19 protein-coding genes and 1 pseudogene are annotated in these 20,325 nt (G+C 66.0%); 8 read left to right on the forward strand and 12 right to left on the reverse strand.

The genetic code is table 11. The features are described 5' to 3' along the window. Positions 1-207 precede the first annotated feature (207 nt). Complete coding sequence (locus ACFPU0_RS06885; protein WP_377692087.1) at positions 208-807, reverse strand: FMN-dependent NADH-azoreductase; 600 nt, start codon at positions 805-807, stop codon at positions 208-210. Positions 808-966: 159 nt separating this feature from the next. Next, on the reverse strand, positions 967-1,281 hold the full coding sequence (locus ACFPU0_RS06890) for a 3-phosphoglycerate kinase (RefSeq protein WP_377692088.1): 315 nt from the start codon (positions 1,279-1,281) through the stop codon (positions 967-969). Positions 1,282-1,390: 109 nt separating this feature from the next. Here ACFPU0_RS06890 and ACFPU0_RS06895 point away from each other — a divergent pair, with 109 nt between their 5' ends. The 6 genes and pseudogenes from ACFPU0_RS06895 to ACFPU0_RS06920 all read left to right on the forward strand — a co-directional run. Then, entirely contained in the window at positions 1,391-2,317 is a 927-nt protein-coding gene (locus ACFPU0_RS06895; RefSeq protein WP_377692089.1) for a LysR family transcriptional regulator, read from the forward strand. A gap of 13 nt (positions 2,318-2,330) precedes the next feature. Continuing rightward, complete coding sequence (locus ACFPU0_RS06900) at positions 2,331-3,140, forward strand: alpha/beta fold hydrolase (protein WP_377692090.1); 810 nt, start codon at positions 2,331-2,333, stop codon at positions 3,138-3,140. Then, positions 3,134-3,688 carry a peptidylprolyl isomerase gene (locus ACFPU0_RS06905; protein ID WP_377692091.1) on the forward strand — a complete coding sequence of 185 codons (555 nt, stop codon included), beginning with the start codon at positions 3,134-3,136 and terminating at the stop codon, positions 3,686-3,688. The genes ACFPU0_RS06900 and ACFPU0_RS06905 overlap by 7 nt, the downstream gene beginning before the upstream one ends. A 58-nt stretch (positions 3,689-3,746) precedes the next feature. Beyond that, complete coding sequence (locus ACFPU0_RS06910; RefSeq protein ID WP_377692092.1) at positions 3,747-5,579, forward strand: ABC transporter ATP-binding protein; 1,833 nt, start codon at positions 3,747-3,749, stop codon at positions 5,577-5,579. Positions 5,580-5,721: 142 nt separating this feature from the next. Beyond that, on the forward strand, positions 5,722-5,988 hold the full coding sequence (locus ACFPU0_RS06915) for a DUF2790 domain-containing protein (RefSeq protein WP_377692093.1): 267 nt from the start codon (positions 5,722-5,724) through the stop codon (positions 5,986-5,988). A 254-nt stretch (positions 5,989-6,242) separates the two neighbouring features. Then, positions 6,243-6,515, forward strand: a pseudogene (locus ACFPU0_RS06920) (DUF2790 domain-containing protein); the annotation flags it as partial. A gap of 87 nt (positions 6,516-6,602) precedes the next feature. Here the strand turns inward: ACFPU0_RS06920 and ACFPU0_RS06925 are convergent. The 5 genes from ACFPU0_RS06925 to ACFPU0_RS06945 all read right to left on the reverse strand — a co-directional run bounded on the left by ACFPU0_RS06925 (position 6,603) and on the right by ACFPU0_RS06945 (position 9,319). Continuing rightward, positions 6,603-7,730, reverse strand: a complete 1,128-nt coding sequence (locus ACFPU0_RS06925; RefSeq protein WP_377692094.1) for a GNAT family N-acetyltransferase — start codon at positions 7,728-7,730, stop codon at positions 6,603-6,605. 102 nt (positions 7,731-7,832) lie between these two features. Then, positions 7,833-7,949, reverse strand: coding sequence for a cytochrome c oxidase subunit CcoM (gene ccoM, locus ACFPU0_RS06930; RefSeq protein WP_280359762.1), 117 nt, complete (start codon positions 7,947-7,949; stop codon positions 7,833-7,835). Between the two features lie 283 nt (positions 7,950-8,232). Then, the gene (locus ACFPU0_RS06935) at positions 8,233-8,388 is read right to left on the reverse strand and encodes a hypothetical protein (RefSeq protein ID WP_377692095.1); all 156 of its coding nucleotides are present in this window, start codon (positions 8,386-8,388) and stop codon (positions 8,233-8,235) included. Next, the gene (locus tag ACFPU0_RS06940) at positions 8,388-8,981 is read right to left on the reverse strand and encodes an alpha-ketoglutarate-dependent dioxygenase AlkB family protein (protein WP_377692445.1); all 594 of its coding nucleotides are present in this window, start codon (positions 8,979-8,981) and stop codon (positions 8,388-8,390) included. Before ACFPU0_RS06940 ends, ACFPU0_RS06935 begins: the two co-directional genes overlap by 1 nt. 41 nt (positions 8,982-9,022) lie before the next feature. Further along, positions 9,023-9,319, reverse strand: a complete 297-nt coding sequence (locus ACFPU0_RS06945) for an aspartate-semialdehyde dehydrogenase (RefSeq protein ID WP_377692096.1) — start codon at positions 9,317-9,319, stop codon at positions 9,023-9,025. 155 nt (positions 9,320-9,474) lie between these two features. Here ACFPU0_RS06945 and rapA point away from each other — a divergent pair, with 155 nt between their 5' ends. Beyond that, on the forward strand, positions 9,475-12,324 hold the full coding sequence (gene rapA, locus ACFPU0_RS06950; RefSeq protein ID WP_377692097.1) for an RNA polymerase-associated protein RapA: 2,850 nt from the start codon (positions 9,475-9,477) through the stop codon (positions 12,322-12,324). Positions 12,325-12,472: 148 nt separating this feature from the next. Here rapA and ACFPU0_RS06955 read toward each other — a convergent pair whose 3' ends face one another. Continuing rightward, positions 12,473-13,798 (reverse strand): spinster family MFS transporter, encoded by a 1,326-nt coding sequence (locus ACFPU0_RS06955; protein WP_377692099.1) that lies wholly within the window; start codon positions 13,796-13,798, stop codon positions 12,473-12,475. 273 nt (positions 13,799-14,071) lie between these two features. Here ACFPU0_RS06955 and ACFPU0_RS06960 point away from each other — a divergent pair, with 273 nt between their 5' ends. Next, positions 14,072-16,273 (forward strand): putative bifunctional diguanylate cyclase/phosphodiesterase, encoded by a 2,202-nt coding sequence (locus tag ACFPU0_RS06960; protein ID WP_377692100.1) that lies wholly within the window; start codon positions 14,072-14,074, stop codon positions 16,271-16,273. Positions 16,274-16,367: 94 nt separating this feature from the next. Here ACFPU0_RS06960 and mnmH read toward each other — a convergent pair whose 3' ends face one another. The 4 genes from mnmH to ACFPU0_RS06980 all read right to left on the reverse strand — a co-directional run bounded on the left by mnmH (position 16,368) and on the right by ACFPU0_RS06980 (position 20,311). After that, positions 16,368-17,459 (reverse strand): tRNA 2-selenouridine(34) synthase MnmH, encoded by a 1,092-nt coding sequence (gene mnmH / locus ACFPU0_RS06965; protein ID WP_377692101.1) that lies wholly within the window; start codon positions 17,457-17,459, stop codon positions 16,368-16,370. Further along, positions 17,459-18,493 (reverse strand): selenide, water dikinase SelD, encoded by a 1,035-nt coding sequence (gene selD / locus ACFPU0_RS06970; protein ID WP_377692102.1) that lies wholly within the window; start codon positions 18,491-18,493, stop codon positions 17,459-17,461. The genes mnmH and selD overlap by 1 nt, the downstream gene beginning before the upstream one ends. Before the next feature lie 145 nt (positions 18,494-18,638). Then, on the reverse strand, positions 18,639-19,424 hold the full coding sequence (locus tag ACFPU0_RS06975) for a hydroxypyruvate isomerase family protein (protein ID WP_377692103.1): 786 nt from the start codon (positions 19,422-19,424) through the stop codon (positions 18,639-18,641). Then, complete coding sequence (locus tag ACFPU0_RS06980; RefSeq protein ID WP_377692105.1) at positions 19,424-20,311, reverse strand: NAD(P)-dependent oxidoreductase; 888 nt, start codon at positions 20,309-20,311, stop codon at positions 19,424-19,426. Before ACFPU0_RS06980 ends, ACFPU0_RS06975 begins: the two co-directional genes overlap by 1 nt. Positions 20,312-20,325: the final 14 nt, after the last annotated feature.

Below are 20,325 nucleotides of genomic sequence, written 5' to 3' on the forward strand. Positions count from 1 at the left end.
CCCTCTCCCTGAAGGGAGAGGGCGCTGTCTGTGCCGAGCCGGAAATCTGGTGCGCGACTGGAAAACTTGTAGGGGCGAATTCATTCGCCAAGCGGGCCGCAGGCCTGCCCTTGCGGACTCGGAAACAAAAAAACCCGGCCTGCTTCCAGGCCGGGTTGGACGGGTGCGCATGGCGCACCAGGAGGAGCAGCAGTGGATGCGAGAGGATCAAGCCACCTGGGCCAGTTGGGCCTTGGCCGCGGCCAGGCCTTTTTCCTGGAACTCGCTGCCCAGGTTCAGGCCCTCGGCATGGACGAAGGTCACGTCGTGGATGCCGATGAAGCTCATGGCCTGGCGCAGGTAGGGTTCCTGGTGGTCCATCGGGCTGCCGGAGTAGATGCCGCCGCGCGCGGTGAGGACGATGGTGCGCTTGCCGGTGAGCAGGCCTTTCGGGCCGGTCTCGGTGTACTTGAAGGTGACGCCGGCGCGCAGCACATGGTCGAGCCAGGACTTCAGGGTGCTGGGGATGGCGAAGTTGTACATGGGGGCGGCCATGACCAGCACGTCGGCGGCCAGCAGTTCCTCGGTCAGCAGGTTGGAGCGCTGCAGGGCGGCCTTCTCGCTTTCGCTCTGCTGGTCGGCGGGCTTCATCCAGCCACCCAGCAGGTCGGCATCGAGGTGCGGCACCTGGTCGACGGCGAGATCGCGAACCTTGATCTCATCGGCCGGATGGGCAGCCTGCCACTGGGCGATGAAGTCCTGGGTGAGCTGGCGGGAAACGGAACCTTGCTGGCGGGCGCTGCTTTCGATGACGAGTACGCGGGACATTTGGGCTACCTCCATCGGGGGTTGAGTGCGTCGATGGAGCGCAGATTAGGCAGTCACGAATCGATAAAAAAGCGTAAATATCCGCCTAAAAATATCAAGAAAGTTGATTTATGGCAGGAGGGGCACTAGGCTGCATTTCTGTGCCCAACACCTTGTTCGTCACTTGGGATTGCAGGTCAGCCTGATCCGCAGCTTGATCACCGAGCGTTGGAAATTGGCGGTCAGGTAGGCGCTCTTGCCGCTCTCGATGACGGCCTTGCGCACCTTGGGGGTTTCCGGGCCGTTGACGAACACCGCCTTGCACTCGGCCGTGGTTCCGCCGACGTTCTGGATATTGATGGCGGCCAGGTTGTGGTCGATGTCCGTGGTGTCGTAGACGATCTCCGCGCCGTTGTACTGCTTCTCCACCTCGATGGGGTAGGCGAAGGCCAGGGTTGGCAGCAGGGCGAACAAGGCACAGCACAGCTTTTTCATGGGCGATCTCCAGTGCAGAGGGCGCCAGCTTAACAGAGCGCCGCAAGCGGAATCAGCGCCATGGGCGCGCGCGATCCGCCGGTATAAGCAGCTAGAGGAGCAGCACAGCATGAAAGCCCCGCGCGTAACCCTGGACCAGTGGCGAACCCTGCAGGCGGTGGTGGACCACGGCGGTTTCGCCCAGGCCGCCGAAGCCACCCACCGCTCGCAATCCTCGGTCAGCTACACGGTTGCGCGCATGCAGGAACAGCTGGGCGTCCCGCTATTGCGTATCGAAGGCCGCAAGGCGGTGCTGACCGAGGCCGGAGAAGTGCTGTTGCGCCGCTCGCGGCAACTGGTCAAGCAGGCCAGCCAACTGGAAGAGCTGGCCCATCACATGGAACAGGGCTGGGAAGCCGAGGTACGCCTGGTGGTGGACGCGGCCTACCCCAACGCCCGCCTGGTGCGCGCCCTCTCCGCCTTCATGCCGCAGAGCCGCGGCTGCCGCGTACGCCTGCGCGAAGAGGTGCTCTCCGGCGTCGAGGAGGTACTGCTGGAGGGCTCGGCGGACCTGGCCATCACCACCCTGGACATCCAGGGCTACCTGGGCGCCGGCCTTTGCTCGGTGGAATTCATCGCGGTCGCGCACCCCGACCATCCCCTGCACCGGCTGCAACGGCAGCTGAGTTTCCAGGACCTGGAAAGCCAGCTGCAAGTGGTGATCCGCGACACGGGCCGCACGCAACCGCGCAACGTCGGCTGGCTGGGCGCCGAACAGCGCTGGACGGTGGGCAGCCTGTCCACCGCCACCAACTTCGTCAGCAGCGGCCTGGGCTTCGCCTGGCTGCCGCGCCACCTGATCGAGCGTGAGCTGAAGGAAGGCCAGCTCAAGCCGCTGCCCCTGGAACAGGGCGGCAGCCGTCATCCCTCGTTCTATCTCTACGCCAACAAGGACAAGGCCCTCGGCCCGGCGTCGCAGATCCTGGTCGAGCTGATCAAGAACTTCGACTCGGCCCCGCTGGACGCCCCCTTTGCGGCCCCGGTTTCCAGCGTCTGACAGGAGGTCGCGCATGTCCTACTTCGACAACGACGGCTGCCAGTTGCACTACGAGGACTATGGTCACGGCATGCCGGTCCTGCTTATCCACGGCCTGGGTTCCAGTACCCGCGACTGGGAATACCAGATTCCCGTCCTCGCCGAGCATTACCGGGTCATCGCCCTGGACATGCGCGGACACGGCCGCTCCGACAAGCCCCGGGAGCGCTACCGCATCGCCACCTTCGCCGCGGACGTGGCTGCGCTGATCGAGCACCTGGGGTTGATCGACGTGCATCTGGTGGGCATCAGCATGGGCGGCATGATCGGTTTCCAGCTGGGCGTCGACCAGCCCGCACTGCTGCGCAGCCTGACCATAGTCAACAGCGGTCCCGAGGTGAAACCCCGTTCGCCGAAGGACTGCCTCGAGATCGCCAAGCGCTGGACACTCTCGCGCCTGCTCAGCCTGGAGACGATCGCCCGGGCCCTGGGCCAACTGCTGTTCCCGCTCCCCGAACAGGCAGAGCTGCGACGCAAGATCGAGGAACGCTGGCCGCAGAACGACAAGCGCGCCTACCTCGCGTCCCTCGACGCCATCATCGGCTGGGGCGTACGCGACCGCCTGGAGCGCATCCGCTGCCCGACCCTGGTGATCACCGCCGACCGCGACTACACACCGGTCTCCCAGAAGGAGGCCTACGTGCGGGAGATGCCGAATGCCCGCCTGGTGGTCATCGAAAACTCCCGCCACGCCACGCCGCTGGACCAACCCGAACGTTTCAACGCCACCCTGCTCGACTTCATCAACGAAGTGGAACGCAACAAGGACCAAAACCCATGCTGAAGAAACTCATCCTGGGCGCCTGCGCCCTGCTGGTCTCCGTCAACCTGCTGGCCGCCGACAAGCCCCACGTGCTGCTGACCACCAGCGCCGGGGAAATCGAGGTGGAGCTGGACGCCGATAAGGCGCCGGTGAGCGTGAAGAACTTCCTCGACTACGTGGACGCCGGCTTCTACAACGGCACCGTGTTCCACCGCGTCATCCCCGGCTTCATGATCCAGGGCGGCGGCTTCGATGCCGAACTCAACCAGAAGGACACCAGCGAGCCCATCAAGAACGAGGCCGACAACGGCCTGCGCAATGTCCGCGGTACCCTGGCCATGGCCCGCACCCAGGCAGTCGACTCGGCCACCAGCCAGTTCTTCATCAACCACAAGGACAACGCCTTCCTCGACCACGGCAGCCGCGACTTCGGCTACGCCGTGTTCGGCAAGGTGGTGCGCGGCATGGACGTGGTCGATCAGATCGCCAGCGTGCCCACCGGCAATCGCGGCATGTACCAGAACGTCCCGCTGCAGCCGGTGGTGATACTCTCCGCCAAGCGGCTCTGATCCCGCTCGGCCCGGGCAGGACGCCCGGGCCGACTGCTCCCCTTCGGATGGACTCGCCATGCTCTTTCAACGCTTCGAGCGCCTGATCGACGTCTTCCGCCAGGCGCCAGACGAGATGCCCCCGCGCAACGTGCTGCGTTTCTACGTCCACTACCTGCGCCAGGTCTGGCCGGTCTTCAGCGCCCTGCTGCTGGTAGGCCTGATCGTGGCCCTGATCGAAGTGGCGCTGTTCAGCTTCCTCGGCCGCATCGTCGACCTGGTGCAGGCCACTCCCGGCGGCGAACTCTTCGCCCGGCACGGTCCCGAGCTGCTGTGGATGGCCGTGGTCGCCCTGATCCTGCGGCCGCTGTTCAACAGCCTGCACGACCTGCTGGTGCACCAGGCCATCAACCCCAGCCTGACCAACCTGATCCGCTGGCAGAGCCACCGCTATGTGCTCAAGCAGAGCCTGGGCTTCTTCCAGAACGACTTCGCCGGACGTATCGCCCAGCGCATCATGCAGACCGGCAACTCCCTGCGCGACTCGGCGGTGCAGGCGGTGGACGCCCTCTGGCACGTGCTGATCTACGCCCTCAGTTCCCTGGTGCTGTTCGCCGAGGCCGACTGGCGCCTGATGCTGCCCCTGCTGGTCTGGATCGCCGGCTACATCGGCGCGATCTTCTACTTCGTCCCACGGGTCAAGCAGCGCTCGGTGGAATCCTCCGACGCGCGCTCGCGGCTGATGGGGCGCATCGTCGACGGCTATACCAACATCGCCACCCTCAAGCTCTTCGCCCACACCCGCAAGGAAGAGGACTACGCCCGCGAAGCCATCGACGAGCAGACCCGCAAGACCCAGGCGATGGCGCGGGTGATCACCAGCATGGACGCCACCATCACCGGCATGGGCGGCCTGCTGATCGTCACCACCTGCGGCCTGGCCCTCTGGCTGTGGAACCAGGGGCTGATCAGCGTCGGCGCCATCGCCCTGGCCACCGGGCTGGTGATCCGCATCATCAACATGTCCGGCTGGATCATGTGGGTGGTCACCGGCATCTTCGACAACATCGGCCAGGTGCAGGACGGCATGCAGACCATCTCGGTGCCGCGCCAGGTGACCGATCGCCCGGATGCCAAGCCTCTGGCGGTACGCCAGGGCGAGGTGCGCTTCGAGCACGTCGACTTCCACTACGGCAAGGGCAGTGGCGTGATCGAGAACCTCGACCTGCGCGTGCGACCCGGCGAGAAGATCGGCCTGGTGGGGCCTTCGGGCGCCGGCAAGTCGACCCTGGTCAACCTGCTGCTGCGGCTCTACGACCTCGAAGGCGGGCGCATCCTCATCGACGGCCAGGACATCGCCCAGGTGACCCAGGAAAGCCTGCGCGCGCAGATCGGCATGGTCACCCAGGACACCTCGCTGCTGCACCGCTCCATCCGCGACAACCTGCTCTACGGCCGCCCCGGCGCCAGTGACGCCGATTTGCGCGAGGCGGTGCGCAAGGCCCGCGCCGACGAGTTCGTACCGCTGCTTTCCGATTCAGCCGGACGCCGCGGTTTCGACGCCCATGTGGGCGAACGGGGGGTGAAGCTCTCCGGCGGACAGCGCCAACGCATCGCCATCGCCCGCGTGCTGCTCAAGGACGCGCCCATCCTGATCCTCGACGAAGCCACCTCGGCCCTGGACTCGGAAGTGGAAGCGGCCATCCAGGAAAGCCTGGAAACCCTGATGCACGGCAAGACGGTGATCGCCATCGCCCACCGCCTGTCCACCATTGCCCGCATGGACCGCCTGGTGGTGCTGGACAAGGGTCGGGTAGTGGAAAGCGGCAGCCATGCCGAACTGCTGGAACACAGCGGCCTCTACGCACGCCTCTGGCAGCACCAGACCGGCGGTTTCGTCGGCGTGGAATGAGGCGGGCCGGAGTCCCACTATCGACACGGCTGATCTGCACTACAAGGAGCGATGATTTCTGCTGGACGCCCGCGGCTGGTCATATGGGCCCCGTATCCGGTTCCCCCCGGAACCGCCAACGGACCCCAGAGAGGATCAGCCCATGAAGATCGCATCCGCCGTCAGCGCAGTACTCGCCAGCCTCGCCCCCAGCGTGTTCGCCCAGGATTTCCATCGGGAACCGGGCGCGGGCATCCCCGCAGTCGACTACCACTACGGCATGGAACTGGACGTGCAGCGCGTCCTGTACCGCACCGACGCCTCCCAGCGCAGCGGCGTGGTGCCGGTCACCCTGGTCTACGAGGACAGCAAGGGCGAACTGCACAAGGTCCGCTTCCTCGAGTGGGGCAGCCACGCCAGTAACAGCTGATCTATCCAGCTTCTGCCAGGCGATTTCACCAGACAAACGGTTTAACCGGGGCGAAATCCACGCCCCGACAGACCAGAAACGAAAAAAATTCACTCCCCGCGACAAACGGTCGCAGCGCCTCAAGCACGGGCGATTGCGACTGGTCAAAAAACGCTCAAATCCAGAATCGCCGAAGACGACGGTTGAACTAAAAGTTCTAAGCGGGTCAGATGAAGTCCCTCGTAAGCGAAACCCAACAGAGGAATACAAGCCTTATGAAAATGGCCTCGGTTGTCAGCGCCCTGCTCTCTAGCCTCGCGCCCAGCGTATTCGCCCAGGATGGCATTCAGAACCAGAACCACGGTGCCGCCCTGCCGGCCGTGGACTACCACTATGGAATGGAAGTCGATATCCAGAAGGTGCTGCACCGCACCGACACGTCCGACAAGACGGGCGTAGTCCCGGTGACCCTTGTCTACGAAGACAGCGAGGGTGAAGTGCGCAAGCTCCGCTTCCTCGAATGGGGCGGCACCACCGCTGACGGCACCATCGCCAGCCAGGTCGACCTCGCCGCCGCTGACGTTACCCTTTCCAGCCAAGTCGACGTCGCCCCCGACAACAACCAGATCGGCTGATCAATCCCGCCGATATGGCAGCAGGCCACGCGCCTCCTCGGCGTAGGCCAGCACCCCGCCCCGCTCCTGCACCAGGAAATCGTCCACCGCGGCTCGCAAGCCCGGATGGGCCAGCCAGTGCCAGGAGCGGGTGATCACCGGCTCGAATCCCCGAATCAACTTGTGCTCGCCCTGGGCGCCGGCGTCGAAACGCTGCAGGCCGGCGGTGATTGCGTGCTCCATGCCCTGGTAGAAACAGGTTTCGAAATGCAGCCGGTCGAACTCCGCCAGGCAGCCCCAGTACCTGCCATACAGGGTATCCCCGCCCAGCAGTGAAAAAGCCATGGCCACCGGCCTGCCGGCCTGCAACGCCAGCACTACCCGAATCGACTCCGGCATCCGCTCGGCCAGCAGGCTGAAGAATGTCCGCGTGAGGTAGGGCGCCTGGCCACGCACCCGGTAGGTATTGGCATAGCAGGCATAGACGAAATCCCAATCCGCCTCGTGCAATTCATGGCCCGCGCGCCACTGGAAGTCGATCCCCTGCCCCGCCACCTGCTCGCGCTCCTTGCGGATCTGCTTGCGCTTGCGCGAACTCAGCGCATCGAGAAAGTCCTGGAAGTCCCGATAGCCGTGGTTGCGCCAGTGGAACTGGCAACCCAGGCGCTCCAGCCAACCCTCGCGGCCGCGCAGGTGATGGTCAGCGAAGGCATCGGTGAAGTTGATATGCAGCCCGGACAGGCCGTCAGCGGCCACATCGGCCACTACCGCGTCGAGCAGTTCGCTGGCCGCCGCGTCATCCACCGCCAGCAACCGCGCTCCACCCACCGGGGTGAAGGGCACTGCCGCCAGCAGCTTGGGATAGTAGCGGATGCCGGCGCGCTGGCAGGCATCGGCCCAGGCCCAGTCGAACACGTACTCGCCGTAGGAATGACTCTTCAGGTAGGCGGGCAGCGCAGCGCGCAGTTCGCCACCCTCCCCTCGCAGGACATGGTGCGCCGGGTGCCATCCGCTGCGGCCGCCCACGCTGCCGCTGTCTTCCAGGGTGGAGAGAAAGACATGGCGCAGAAAGGGTTGGGCGTCCGGCAGCAGGGCGTCCCATTGCTGCGGGTCGATTTCGTTGAGGCGGGAGAGGGTCTGGATCGGCATGGCGCCAGTCTGGCGCGGGCCGCGATGGAAGAAAAGCGGGAACAAAAAAATGGGCGACCGAAGTCGCCCGAGGTGCCTTGCGTGCCTGTAAACCCGGATGACTCAACGCGGCTTGCGTTTGTGCGAGTCCTTCCAGATGAAGTAACCGACGCCTGCGAAGAAGGCGACCATGAGACCGACGGTGCCTATACCGGCGAGAACCACTGTATCGACAAACATCATCTGCCTCCTGCGTCTGGCGTTGTTGCTTCGATGGGCTCAAGGTACCCGCGCTGCAGGGAGGAAAAATTGACCTGGATCAATAGCCGTAGGCGGCCCGGGACAAGGCTCGCGAGATGCTGATCCAGGTCAATTTTCGGAGGAGGGAGCGAGGCGGAGATACGTAGGAGTGGCCGTGGGATGTAGGGTGGAAAGCGCTTTCCTTTCCACCTTGCGCGGCAAGGCGCGGCGCCAATGGTGGACCGGTGAAGCGTGGTCCACCCGGGAAAGGCCGAGTGAGGGTTCAGCGCTTCTTCGGCTTCTTGCCTTTCTTGCCCTTTGTCAGCGGCATGGCCTGCTCGAAGGCCTTGCGCATGTCGTTCAGGCGTTTTTCGTGGACGTCGTGGATGCGTTTTTCGCGTTCGGCGCCGAAGTCGATCAGGTTTTCGTCGTTGCTCATCAGCGGATCCAGCGGAAGGTGAGATTGAGCCGGGGGGCGCAAGGGGTACGCGTCTTCGCCACCTGGTGCTGCCAATGATGCTGCGTCGGCCCGCTCATGACCAGTAGCGCGCCATGGCCCAGTTCCAGTGAGTGTTCGATGCGGGCGGCACCCTTGCGGCGCAGGTCGAAGCGGCGAGTGCCACCCAGATTGAGGGAAGCCACCAGCGGATTGCGGCCCAGCTCGGGCTCGTCGTCGCTGTGCCAGCCCATGGAGTCCTGGCCGTCGCGGTAATAGTTGAGCAGCACGCCATTGAGCGTCTGCCCCACCGCGTCCTGCACCCGCTCGCGAATTCCTGCCAGCAGCGGCGTCCAGGGCAAGGGTTCATGGGTCAACCCGGAATAGCGGTAGCTCGCCTCGGGGTCGCCATACCAGGCCACCAACCGCGGCACCGGGTAATACCGACCGTGCAGGTAGACCTGGGGCTGCTCCCAGGGCGTTTCGGCCACCAGTCGCGCCAGCCAGTCACTGGCCTCCTCCGGGGAGAGGAAGTGCGGCTCGTAGCGCAATTCGGCGTCAGGCAACTGGAGCGGGATATCGTCGAACAGGTCCACCGGGGTCCGCTCAGGCAAGAAGAACTTCCATTCTGCGCGTCTCAGACTTCCACATCCACCCACAGGCCTTGCCGCGGCAGCTCGCGCAACTCGGCCTGGTCTTCCTCGGCCACTTCCCCCGTCGCCAGTTCCTCGGGCGTGTAACCACGACGCTGACGCCGCCGCCGCTCTTCACGGAGCAGTTCCTCGGTCTCCTGCGGGTGGCGCCTGTCCAGGCCGATCGCGCTTTCCCGGGCACTCTCCTGCAGGGGGGTGACCGGCGGGATATCCGGACGCGGTTTGACCGCATCCTGCTGGGCGGAGACAGGGACCAGGCCCTGGGGAATGGGCGGCAACATGGGATGGCCCTCCTTTGGTCAGGCTGTCGGCCATCGCAGGCACTTCTTTATAAGCGCTCGCTACACTTTTGCGGACATATGGCCCGCTGCCGGCGTCGCCCTGCGCCCTGGGTTCCGTTAACATAGCCGGCTTTTTTCACCACAGGGAGACACGCATGGCGCAGCAGTATCAACCGGGGCAACGCTGGATCAGTGACAGCGAAGCGGAGCTGGGGCTCGGAACCATCCTGACATCGGATGGCCGCCTGCTCACCGTGCTCTACCCGGCCACTGGCGACACCCGCCAGTACGCGCTGCGCAATGCGCCGCTCACCCGCGTTCGCTTCGCCCCGGGCGACGAGATCACCCACTTCGACGGCTGGAAGCTCAATGTCCAGGAAGTGGAGGACATCGACGGCCTGCTGGTCTACCACGGCATCACCGCGCAGAACGAGCCGCGCACCCTGCCGGAAACCCAGCTGAACAACTTCATCCAGTTCCGCCTGGCCAACGATCGCCTGTTCGCCGGGCAGATCGACCCGCACAAGTGGTTCGCCCTGCGCTACCACAGCCTGGAACACCGCTCGCGCCTGCTGCAATCCCCGCTCTGGGGCCTGTCCGGCGCCCGCGCCCAACCCATCGCCCACCAGTTGCACATCGCCCGTGAAGTGGCCGATCGCGTTGCGCCGCGCGTCCTGCTGGCCGACGAAGTGGGCCTGGGCAAGACCATCGAAGCGGGTCTGGTGATCCACCGCCAGCTGATCTCCGGCCGCGCCAGCCGGGTGCTGATCCTGGTGCCGGAAAACCTCCAGCACCAGTGGCTGGTGGAAATGCGCCGCCGCTTCAACCTGCAGGTGGCCCTGTTCGACGCCGAGCGTTTCGCCGAGAGCGACGCCAGCAACCCCTTCGAGGACAGCCAGCTGGCCCTGGTGTCCCTGGAATGGCTGAAAGGGAGCGAGCGCGCCCAGGACGCCGCCTTCGCCGCCGGCTGGGACCTCTTGGTAGTGGACGAAGCCCACCACCTGGTCTGGCACCCGGAACAGGCCAGTGCCGAATACCGCCTGGTGGAACAGTTGGCCGAGGTCATCCCCGGCGTGCTGCTGCTCACCGCGACGCCGGAACAGCTCGGCCTGGAAAGCCACTTCGCGCGCCTGCGCCTGCTGGACCCGAGCCGCTTCCACGACCTGGAAGCCTTCCGCGCCGAAAGCGTCAACTATCGCCCCGTAGCCGAGGCGGTGCAGGAGCTGCTCGACCAGGGCCGCCTGAGCGCCAAGGCCGAGGCCACCATCAAGGGCTTCCTCGGCGAGGAAGGCGAAAACCTGCTCCAGGCCCTGGCCGCCGGCGACTCAGAGGCCTCGCCGCGCCTGGTGCGCGAACTGCTGGACCGCCACGGCACCGGCCGCGTGCTGTTCCGCAACACCCGCGCCGCCGTGCAGGGCTTCCCCGAACGCAAGCTGCACCCCTATCCGCTGCCCAACCCGGTGGAGTACATGGAGCTGCCCATCGGCGAGCATCCGGACCTCTACCCGGAAGTCAGCTTCCAGCACCAGCAGGACGGCAGCGACGAAGCCGAGCGCTGGTGGCGCTTCGATCCGCGCGTCGAGTGGCTGATCGACACCCTGAAGATGCTGAAGAAGTTCAAGGTGCTGGTGATCTGCGCCCACGCCGAGACCGCCCTCGACCTGGAAGACGCCCTGCGCGTGCGCTCCGGCATCCCCGCCACCGTGTTCCACGAAGGCATGAGCATCCTCGAGCGCGACCGCGCCGCCGCCTACTTCGCGGACGAGGAGTTCGGCGCCCAGGTGCTGATCTGCTCGGAAATCGGCTCCGAGGGCCGCAACTTCCAGTTCGCCCACCACCTGGTGCTGTTCGACCTGCCGGCCCACCCGGACCTTTTGGAGCAGCGCATCGGCCGCCTCGACCGGATCGGCCAGAAGCACACCATCCAGCTGCATGTGCCCTACCTGGAAACCAGCCCCCAGGAACGCCTGTTCCAGTGGTACCACCAGGCGCTGAACGCCTTCCTCGCCACCTGTCCCACCGGCAACGCCATCCAGCAGCAGTTCGGCCCGCGCCTGCTGCCGTTGCTCGAAGACGGCGACGACAAGGCCTGGGAGGCCCTGGTGAAAGAAGCCGAGGCCGAGCGCAAGCGCCTGGAAGGCGAGATGCACAACGGCCGCGACCGCCTGCTGGAGCTCAACTCCGGTGGCGCCGGTGAAGGCGAGCGCCTGGTGGAAGACATCTTCGAGGTGGATGACCAGTTCGCCCTGCCCATCTATATGGAGTCGCTGTTCGAAGCCTTCGGCATCGACAGCGAGGACCACTCCGAGAACGCCCTGGTGCTCAAGCCCGGCGAGAAGATGCTCGACGCCGGCTTCCCCCTGGGCGACGACGAGGGCGTGACCGTCACCTATGACCGCAACCAGGCCCTGTCCCGCGAGGACATGCAATTCCTCACCTGGGAACACCCCATGGTGCAGGGCGGCATGGACCTGGTGCTCTCCGGCTCCATGGGCAATACCGCCGTGGCTCTGATCAAGAACAAGGCGCTCAAGCCCGGCACCGTGCTGCTCGAGCTGCTCTATGTGAGCGAAGTGGTGGCGCCGCGCGCCCTGCAGCTCAGCCGCTTCCTGCCGCCCAAGGCCCTGCGTTGCCTGCTGGACGCCAACGGCAACGACCTGGCGCCCAAGGTGGCCTTCGACACCCTCAACGACCAGCTGGAAAGCGTGCCCCGCGGTAGCGCCAACAAGTTCGTCCAGGCCCAGCGCGACGTGCTCGCCGCGCAGATCAACGCCGCCGAAGCCAAGATCGCCCCGCGCCATGCCGAGCGCGTGGCCGAAGCGCAGCACCGCCTGAAGGCCGAACTGGACGAGGAACTGGCGCGCCTCACCGCGCTCCAGGCGGTCAACCCCAACGTGCGCGACAGCGAGCTGGAAGCCGTGCGTCACCAGCGCGACGAGGGCCTGCTGCTGCTGGACAAGGCGGCGCTGCGACTGGAATCGATCCGGGTACTCGTCGCGGGGTAATCAGCTGGTCCACGGACCTTGTGGGGGCGAATTCATTCGCCAAGCCCGGTAGGGTGGATAGCGCTTTTCTATCCACCAGCGAGGACAGGCCTGACACCGATGGTGGAAATCCCGGAAGGGATTTCCACCCTACAGGTTCGGCGAACGATCAGGCCGCAGCCGCCACCATCCCCTCGCGCATGTTCGAGGCATCGCGCACGAAGCAGCGCGCGGCCTGGGCCAGCGCCAGCATGGTCAGGGTCAGCGCCGCCGGGATCAGGTACATGGCATTGTGCAGCCCCACGGCCTTGAAGGTCTCGTTCATCTGGCTGGCGCCCGCCGCGGCCATCGCCGCCTGGGAGAAGTGGTCCGACAGCAATCCCACCACCACCGGGCCGAGGCCGCCGCCCAGCAGGTAGAGGCCGGCGAAGAACAGGGCCATGGCGGTGGCCCGCAGGCGCGGCTCCACCACGTCCTGGATGGCGGTATAGACGCAGGTGTAGAAGTTGTAGGCGAACAGCCAACCCAGGCTGAACACGCCGACGAACAGGCCGATCTCGATACGTCCGGCGAGCAGCGCGTAACCGGTGCATGCCGCTGCAACCGCCATGCTGAACGCCGCCAGCAACAGCCGGCCACGCTCGGATTTCTGGTGCACCCTGTCGGCCACCCAGCCGCCCAGGGTCAGGCCCACCAGCCCGGTGAGACCGGTGATGATGCCGGTGGCGACGGCCGCCTGTTCCAGGGGCATCAGGAAGTAGCGCTGGAGCATCGGCACCATGAAGGAGTTGGTGGCATAGGTGGCGAAGTTGTAAGTCAGGCCCGCCAGGGTCAGCCACCAGAAGGTGCGGATCGCCAGCACCCGGCGCAGCGGCTTGTCCAGGGGCCTGGCGGCCACCTGCACGGACTCGGCGGCGCCCCGGGCCGGCTCCTTGATGAAGAACATGAAGATCGCCAGGACCAGCCCCGGCACGGCGGCGATGAAGAAGGGCGCGCGCCAGCTGTCGAAGGCCTTGACCATGGCACCAATGGTGAAGAAGGCCAGCACCAGCCCCAGGGGCAGGCCGAGCATGAAAATGCCCATGGCACGGGCGCGCTTGTGGGCGGGGAAAAGGTCACCGATCAGCGAGTTGGCCGCCGGCGCGTAGCTGGCCTCGCCGATACCGACGCCCATGCGTACCAGCAGGAAACTCCAGAAGTTCCAGGCCAGGCCGTTCACCGCGGTCAGCCCGCTCCACACCGCCAGGCCCCAGCCCATGATCTTCCTGCGCGCCCCGGTATCGGCCATGCGCCCCAGCGGCACGCCAGCGACGGCATAGACCAGGGTGAAGGCCGTGCCGATCAGACCCAGCTGGAAGTCGCTCAGGCTCCATTCGTGGCGCACCGGCTCGATGATGATGGCCGGGATGGTGCGGTCGAAGAAGTTGAACAGGTTGGCCAGGAACAGCAGGAAGAGCACGCGCCAGGCATTGGCCGCTTGAGGAGATTGCTGCATGAGTCGGTCTCGTTGTTGTTGTCAGGCGCCCCGGGTAACCGCAGGCCGGGCTCGATGCTGCAATCTAGAGCCTCCTGCCGGCCACTGTCTGCGACAATTCGTGGCATTTATGTAACCCGATGCTGCACCGCCCCATGCCGGCTATCCTTCCCTGAAGACCGCCCAGCGCCCGGGTACGATCGTCCTAGATGTACGGCCCTGGCCAGCTATAATGATCGCATTGTGCCAGCAACACCCTTCCCGAAGTCGAACCCTCCGTATGGGAACTCCTCTATGGACTGGCTGGGCCTGCGTTTCGCTACTGAGCTTCCCGCAGACGGTCAGGTGCTGTTGGCCTGTACCCATGACAGCTGGCTGGTGTTGCTGGCCTTTCTGGTCGCCTCGGGCGCCGGCTACTGCGCCTTCGCCATGGCCGAACGGGTGACCCATGCCCAGCAGGCGGAAACCCGAAGACGCTGGTGCTGGTTGGGCGCCTGCTGCCTGGGCGGCGGCATCTGGGCGATGCACTTCATCGCCATGCTGGCCTTCGAAGCGCCGGTCCCCATCGAGTACGACATCCCCACCACCGTCCTGTCCCTGCTGGTCGTGGTCGCCGCCTCGCTGGTGGGCATGTACACCCTGGGCCGACAGAGCATCGAACCCCGCCACTACATGGTGGCGGCCCTGGCCGTGGGCCTCGGCATCGCCTTCATGCACTACTGCGGCATGGCCGCCATCCGCTCCGTGGCGACCCAGTACTACCATCCGGTCATGGTGGCCATTTCAGTCGGCGTCGCCATAGCCGCCAGCCTGGCCGCCATGCTCCTGTCGACCTTCTTCCGCGAACGCAGCGAAAGCCACCAGTTGCTGAAGATTCCCGCCAGCCTGGCCATGGGCGGGGCCATCTGCAGCCTGCATTTCACCGGCATGCTGGCGCTCCAGCTGACGGCGCCAGCCGACACCGAACTGCATCTGGATCGCGCCGACAACGCCATGCAGCTCGGCCTCAGCCTGGGGCTGATCGCGGGCATGGTGCTGCTCTGCGCCCTGGGCGTGGCCTGGGCCGACAAGAAGCTGCAGCGCAAGGAACTCGACCTGCTGCACATGAACGACCTGTTGCGTGAACTGGAGCAGGTGAAGGTGAAGCTGCAGAACGTCGCCCACTACGACCCCCTCACCAACCTGCCCAACCGCCGGGCCTTCAACGAAAGCTTCGCCGAGAAGCTGCAGGCCCACATCCAGCACAAGCAGCCACTGGCGGTGATGTTCCTCGACATCGACCACTTCAAGCGGGTCAACGACAGCCTCGGCCACGATGCCGGCGACGAGCTGCTCAAGGTCGTCGCCGAACGGGTGCGCAGCGTGCTGCGCCGCGAGGATGTGATCGCGCGCCTCGGGGGCGATGAGTTCTGCGTGCTCGCCAGCCTGGGCAACCTCACGGAGGCCAAGAACCTTTCCCAGCGCATCATGCAGCGCATGAAGGAGCCGATCACCCTGGCCGGCCGCCGCGTGACCATGACCACCAGCATCGGCATCAGCCTCTACCCGGACGACGGCCAATCCTGCGAGGAACTGCTCAAGCATGCGGACCTGGCGCTCTACCAGGCCAAGAGCAGCGGACGCAACAACCTGCATTTCTTCAGCCGCCACCTGAAGAACAAGGCCACCTTCGAGCTGCAGCTGGAGGAGGAATTGCGCCTGGCGCTGGCCAGGGACGAGGGCCTGTTCCTCTGCTACCAGCCCATTCTCGACTTGCACAGCGGCCAGATCACCAAGCTGGAAGCCCTGGTGCGCTGGCAGCATCCGCAATTGGGCCTGCTGATGCCGGACCGTTTCATCGGCGTCGCCGAAGCCAATGGCTTCATCGCCGAACTGGATGCCTGGGTACTGCGCCGCGCCTGCCGCGACCTGGTCGTCCTCGCCGCCCAGGACGTCCACGACCTGCGCGTGGCGGTGAACTGCTCGGCGCTCAACCTCAGCCGCGAGGATCTGGCGGACGAGGTGCAGCGCACGCTGCACGACACCGGCCTGCGCCCGCAACGCCTGGAGCTGGAAGTCACCGAGAACGCCCTGATGAGCAACGTCAACCAGGCCCTGCGCCTGCTGGAACGCATCCGCAACCTGGGGGTGAGCGTGTCCATCGACGACTTCGGCACCGGCTATTCATCCCTGGCCTACCTGAAGCGTCTGCCCCTGGACACCCTGAAGATCGACCGGTCCTTCGTCATGGACATCCCTGAGAGCCACGCCGACATGGAAATCGTCCAGGCCATAGTCGGCATGGCCCATACCCTGCACCTGCAGGTGGTGGCCGAAGGGGTGGAGACCCGCGAGCAACTGGAGTTCCTGCGCAGCCACGGCTGCGACTTCATCCAGGGCTACCTGCTCAGCAAGCCGCAACCGCTGGCGGCGATAGCCGAGTTCCTGCGCCATCCCCATGGGTGGTGCAGCAGCAATGTGCTGCCGTTGCGGCCGGTGGATTCGAATCCGGCTTGAGGGGCCAATCCGCACCCATACGGGGACTGCCCCTTTCCTGTAGGGGCGAATTCATTCGCCAGGCAGCCCGAAGGGCTGCCCATCCCCTCACCCACTACCGCTGTCGCAGATACTCCAGCACCGCCGCCTGCTCCCCGGCGAACTCGATGCGCGATGCCTTGCTCTCCCGCTGGTAGGCATACATCGGGTCGTAGTACTCGCGCAGCAGCCCCTCGATCCAGCCCCGGTGCAGGTCCACCTTGCCGGTGGCCGCCTGCTCGGCCAGGGCCTGGTCCATCAGCGCCGACATGCGCTGGTGGCGCTCGCCGCCCAGGCGCCGGACGATGTTGTCCAGGCTCTGGCGCAGGCGCTCGGCGAAGCGCGGGAAGCCGTGCTCGTCGCCGTGGGTGGCGATGAACTCGGCACAGAGGTTGATCACGTAGTCGCGCAGGATGCGTTCCACGCGGTCCTCGAAACTGTCATCGAGCCAGACCAGCGGGTACTCCTGCATGCCGTGGTAGAGCTCCAGCGGCACAGAGCAACTGCCGACGATACGGCCCTCGTCCTCCAGCACGAACTGTCGATGGCCGGCGGCGCGCTTCTTGAGGATGTCGATGGCGAGTGCATTCTCGAAATCGATCTGCGCCGGCTGCGGCGTGGCGCGCTTGCCGAAACTGGAGCCGCGATGGTTGGCATGGCCCTCCAGGTCCAGGCTGTTGGCCAGCTGGGCAATCACCTCGGTCTTGCCGGTGCCGGTAAGGCCGCCCACCAGGACGAAGTCGCACCGGGCCACGGCGTCCTGGGTGGTCTCCAGGAGGAAGGTCCGCATCGCCTTGTAGCCGCCGATCACCCGGGGGTAATCGATGCCGGCCTCGTCCTTCAGCCACTGCTGGACCAGTTGCGAACGCAGGCCACCACGGAAGCAGTAGAGGTAGCCCTCGGGATTGGCCCGGGCGAAGGCCGCCCAGGCTTCGATGCGCTCGGCCTTGAGGGCGCCGCCGACCAGTTGGTGACCCATTGCGATGGCCGCCTGCTGGCCATGCTGCTTGTAGCAGGTGCCCACCTTCTGCCGTTCGATATCGCTCATCAGCGGCAGGTTGACGGTATGCGGGAAGGCGCCCTTGACGAACTCCACCGGGGCGCGGGCATCCATCATCGGCAGGTCGTTGAGAAAGATTTCGCGGTAGTTCGAGGTATCCGGGCGCATCAGAACACCTCGACCGCGAGGCTCTGTCGCTCGTGCATCTGGCCGATGGGGGCGAGTTGCAGGTCGAGCTCCTCGGCCACGGCGAGGAATTCCGCCTCCCCGTCCGGGGCCACCGCCACCAGCAGGCCGCCGCTGGTCTGCGGGTCGCAGAGCAGCAGCCTCTGCACCTCCGCCAACGGTGCCAGGCGATGGCCGTAACTGTCGAAGTTGCGCAGGGTGCCGCCGGGCACGCAGCCCTGTTCCAGGTAGTACTCCACCCCCGGCAGGCTGGGCACCTTGGCGTAATCGATGCGGGCGGTCAGGCCGCTGCCGTCGGCCATTTCCACCAGGTGGCCGAGCAGGCCGAAGCCGGTGACATCGGTCATCGCCTTGACGCCCGCCAGCTTGCCGAAGCGGCTGCCGGACTTGTTCAGGGTGCACATCCAGTCCCGGGCCAGCCCCACATCGGCCGCGCGCAATTTGCCCTTCTTCTCCGCGGTGGTGAGGATGCCGATGCCCAGCGGCTTGGTCAGGTAGAGCTTGCAGCCGGCGGTGGCGGTGTCGTTGCGCTTCATGTTGCGCTTGTCCACCACACCGGTGACCGCCAGGCCGAAGATCGGCTCAGGCGCATCGATGGAGTGTCCACCGGCCAGGGGAATGCCCGCCTCGTCGCACACGGAGCGGCCGCCGCGCACCACTTCGCGGGCCACTTCCGGAGGCAAGAGGTTCACCGGCCAGCCGAGGATGGCGATGGCCACCAGCGGGTCGCCGCCCATGGCGTAGATGTCGCTGATGGCGTTGGTAGCGGCGATGCGGCCGAAATCGTAGGGGTCGTCCACGATCGGCATGAAGAAGTCGGTGGTGGATACCACACCGCGCTCTTCGTCCAGGGCGTATACCGCCGCGTCATCCTTGGAGGCGTTGCCCACCCAGAGCTTCGGGTCGAGGTTCTGCGCGCCGCTACCGGCGAGGATCACCTCCAGCACCTTGGGGGATATCTTGCAGCCACAGCCGGCACCGTGGCTGTACTGGGTGAGGCGGATGGGGTCGGTCATGGTTCTCTCTGCATCAAGCGGATTGTTCTGCTGTAGGGGCGAATTCATTCGCCAAGCAGGCCAACGGCCTGCCCTGGGAGTCCGCCGGGGTCGCTGCGCGCCCCTTGGCGAATGAATTCGCCCCTACAAGTTCATGTTCGTGGCGTCAGGCCAACCTGGCCTTCCACTCCGGCAGCCAGCCGAGGGTGTCGGCCGTCACGCCGGTGGGCTTGTACTCGGCGCCCAGCCAGCCGGGGTAATCATCTTCCCGCAGGGCACGCAGGGCCGGTTCGAAATCGGTGCTGCCGCTTCCCGGCTCGCCGCGGCCGGGGCAGTCGGCGAACTGCACGTGGCCGATGCGCCCCGCCAGCAGGCGAATGCCCGCCGCCGCGTCCACGCCCTGGCGGGCCATATGGTAGAGGTCATACTGGGCGCTGAGGTTGGGATGGTCGACATCGCGCAACAGTTCATCCAGTTGCTCCGGAGTGTTGATCAGGAAGCCGGGCATATCCAGCGGATTGACCGCCTCGCAGACCACGCCTATGTGCAGCACGGCGAAGGCCTCGGCGGTCTTGCGCAGGTTGGCCGCCAGGCAGGCCAGGGCACGCTCGCGGCTGAGGCCTTCGGCCTTGCGTCCGGCCAGCACGTTGACGAAACGCGGCCGGGTCATGGCGGCGTAGCTCAGCGCCTGCTCCAGGGCATCGTCGAACTGCTCCTGGCGCTCAGGTACGGCGGCCAGGCCCGGGCCACCCTCCATCAGGTCGCCGGCCGGGAGGTTGAAGAGGACCAGCGGCAGGCCCGCGGCCTCCAGCACTTCCTTCATGCGGATCGCCGGCAACTCGTAGGGAAACTGCACTTCCACGCCGTCGAAACCGGAGACGCGGGCGGCGATGACCCGCTCGATCAACGGGCGGTCGGTGAACAGCAGGGACAGGTTGGCGGCGATCTTCATCAGTGATTCTCCCGGTACATTTCCACCAGCGTAGCCGGATCGCGCTCCAGGTTGCCCTGGCTGCCGTGCAGGCGCATCAGTTGCGCCGCCAGGCCGCTGAGCGGCGTGGCGGAATCATGCTCGCGGGACAGGCGCACGGCGGTGTCCAGGTCCTTGAGCAGGGTGCGTACGTGCCACTTGATGGGCTCGAAACGGCTCTCGGCCATCTGCGGCCCGAGGATCTGCAGCGGCTTGGAGTCGGCGAAGCCGCCGGCCAGGGCCGGGGCGATCAGGCTGGCGTCCACCCCGGCCTTCTCCGCCAGGGCCACCACTTCGGCGATCACCAGGGCGTTGCAGGCGACGATCATCTGGTTGCACACCTTGGTCACCTGGCCGGCGCCCACGCCGCCCATGCGGGTCAGGCGCTGGCCCAGGTGGGCAAGGATGGGCCGCACCCGCTCCACGTCGTCCTCATGACCGCCGGCCATGATCGCCAGGGTGCCAGCCTCGGCACCGAGGGTGCCGCCGGACACCGGCGCATCCATCCAGCGCATGCCGGTACGGGCCTCCAGTTCGGCAGCCATCTCGCGGGTGGCGGCCGGTTCCAGGCTGGAGAAATCCACCAGCAGCTGGCCGGGCCTGGCGCCTTCGACTATGCCGCCCTCGCCGAACACCACCTTGCGCACCACGCGGGTATCGGCCAGGCAGAGCATGATGATATCCGCTTCGGCGCAGAGTTCGGCCGGCGTCTTCACCCGGCGGGCGCCCTGCTCCAGCAGCGGCGCACACTTTTCCGGGGAACGGTTCCAGACGATCAGCGGAAAGCCGGCAGCCAGCAGGCGGCGGGTCATGGGCAGGCCCATCAGGCCGATGCCGGCGAAGGCGAGGGAAGGCTGGGGAGCGGTCATGCCAAAACTCCATG

Source organism: Pseudomonas sp. GCM10022186, assembly GCF_042656385.1.
Classification (GTDB): Bacteria; Pseudomonadota; Gammaproteobacteria; order Pseudomonadales; family Pseudomonadaceae; genus Metapseudomonas.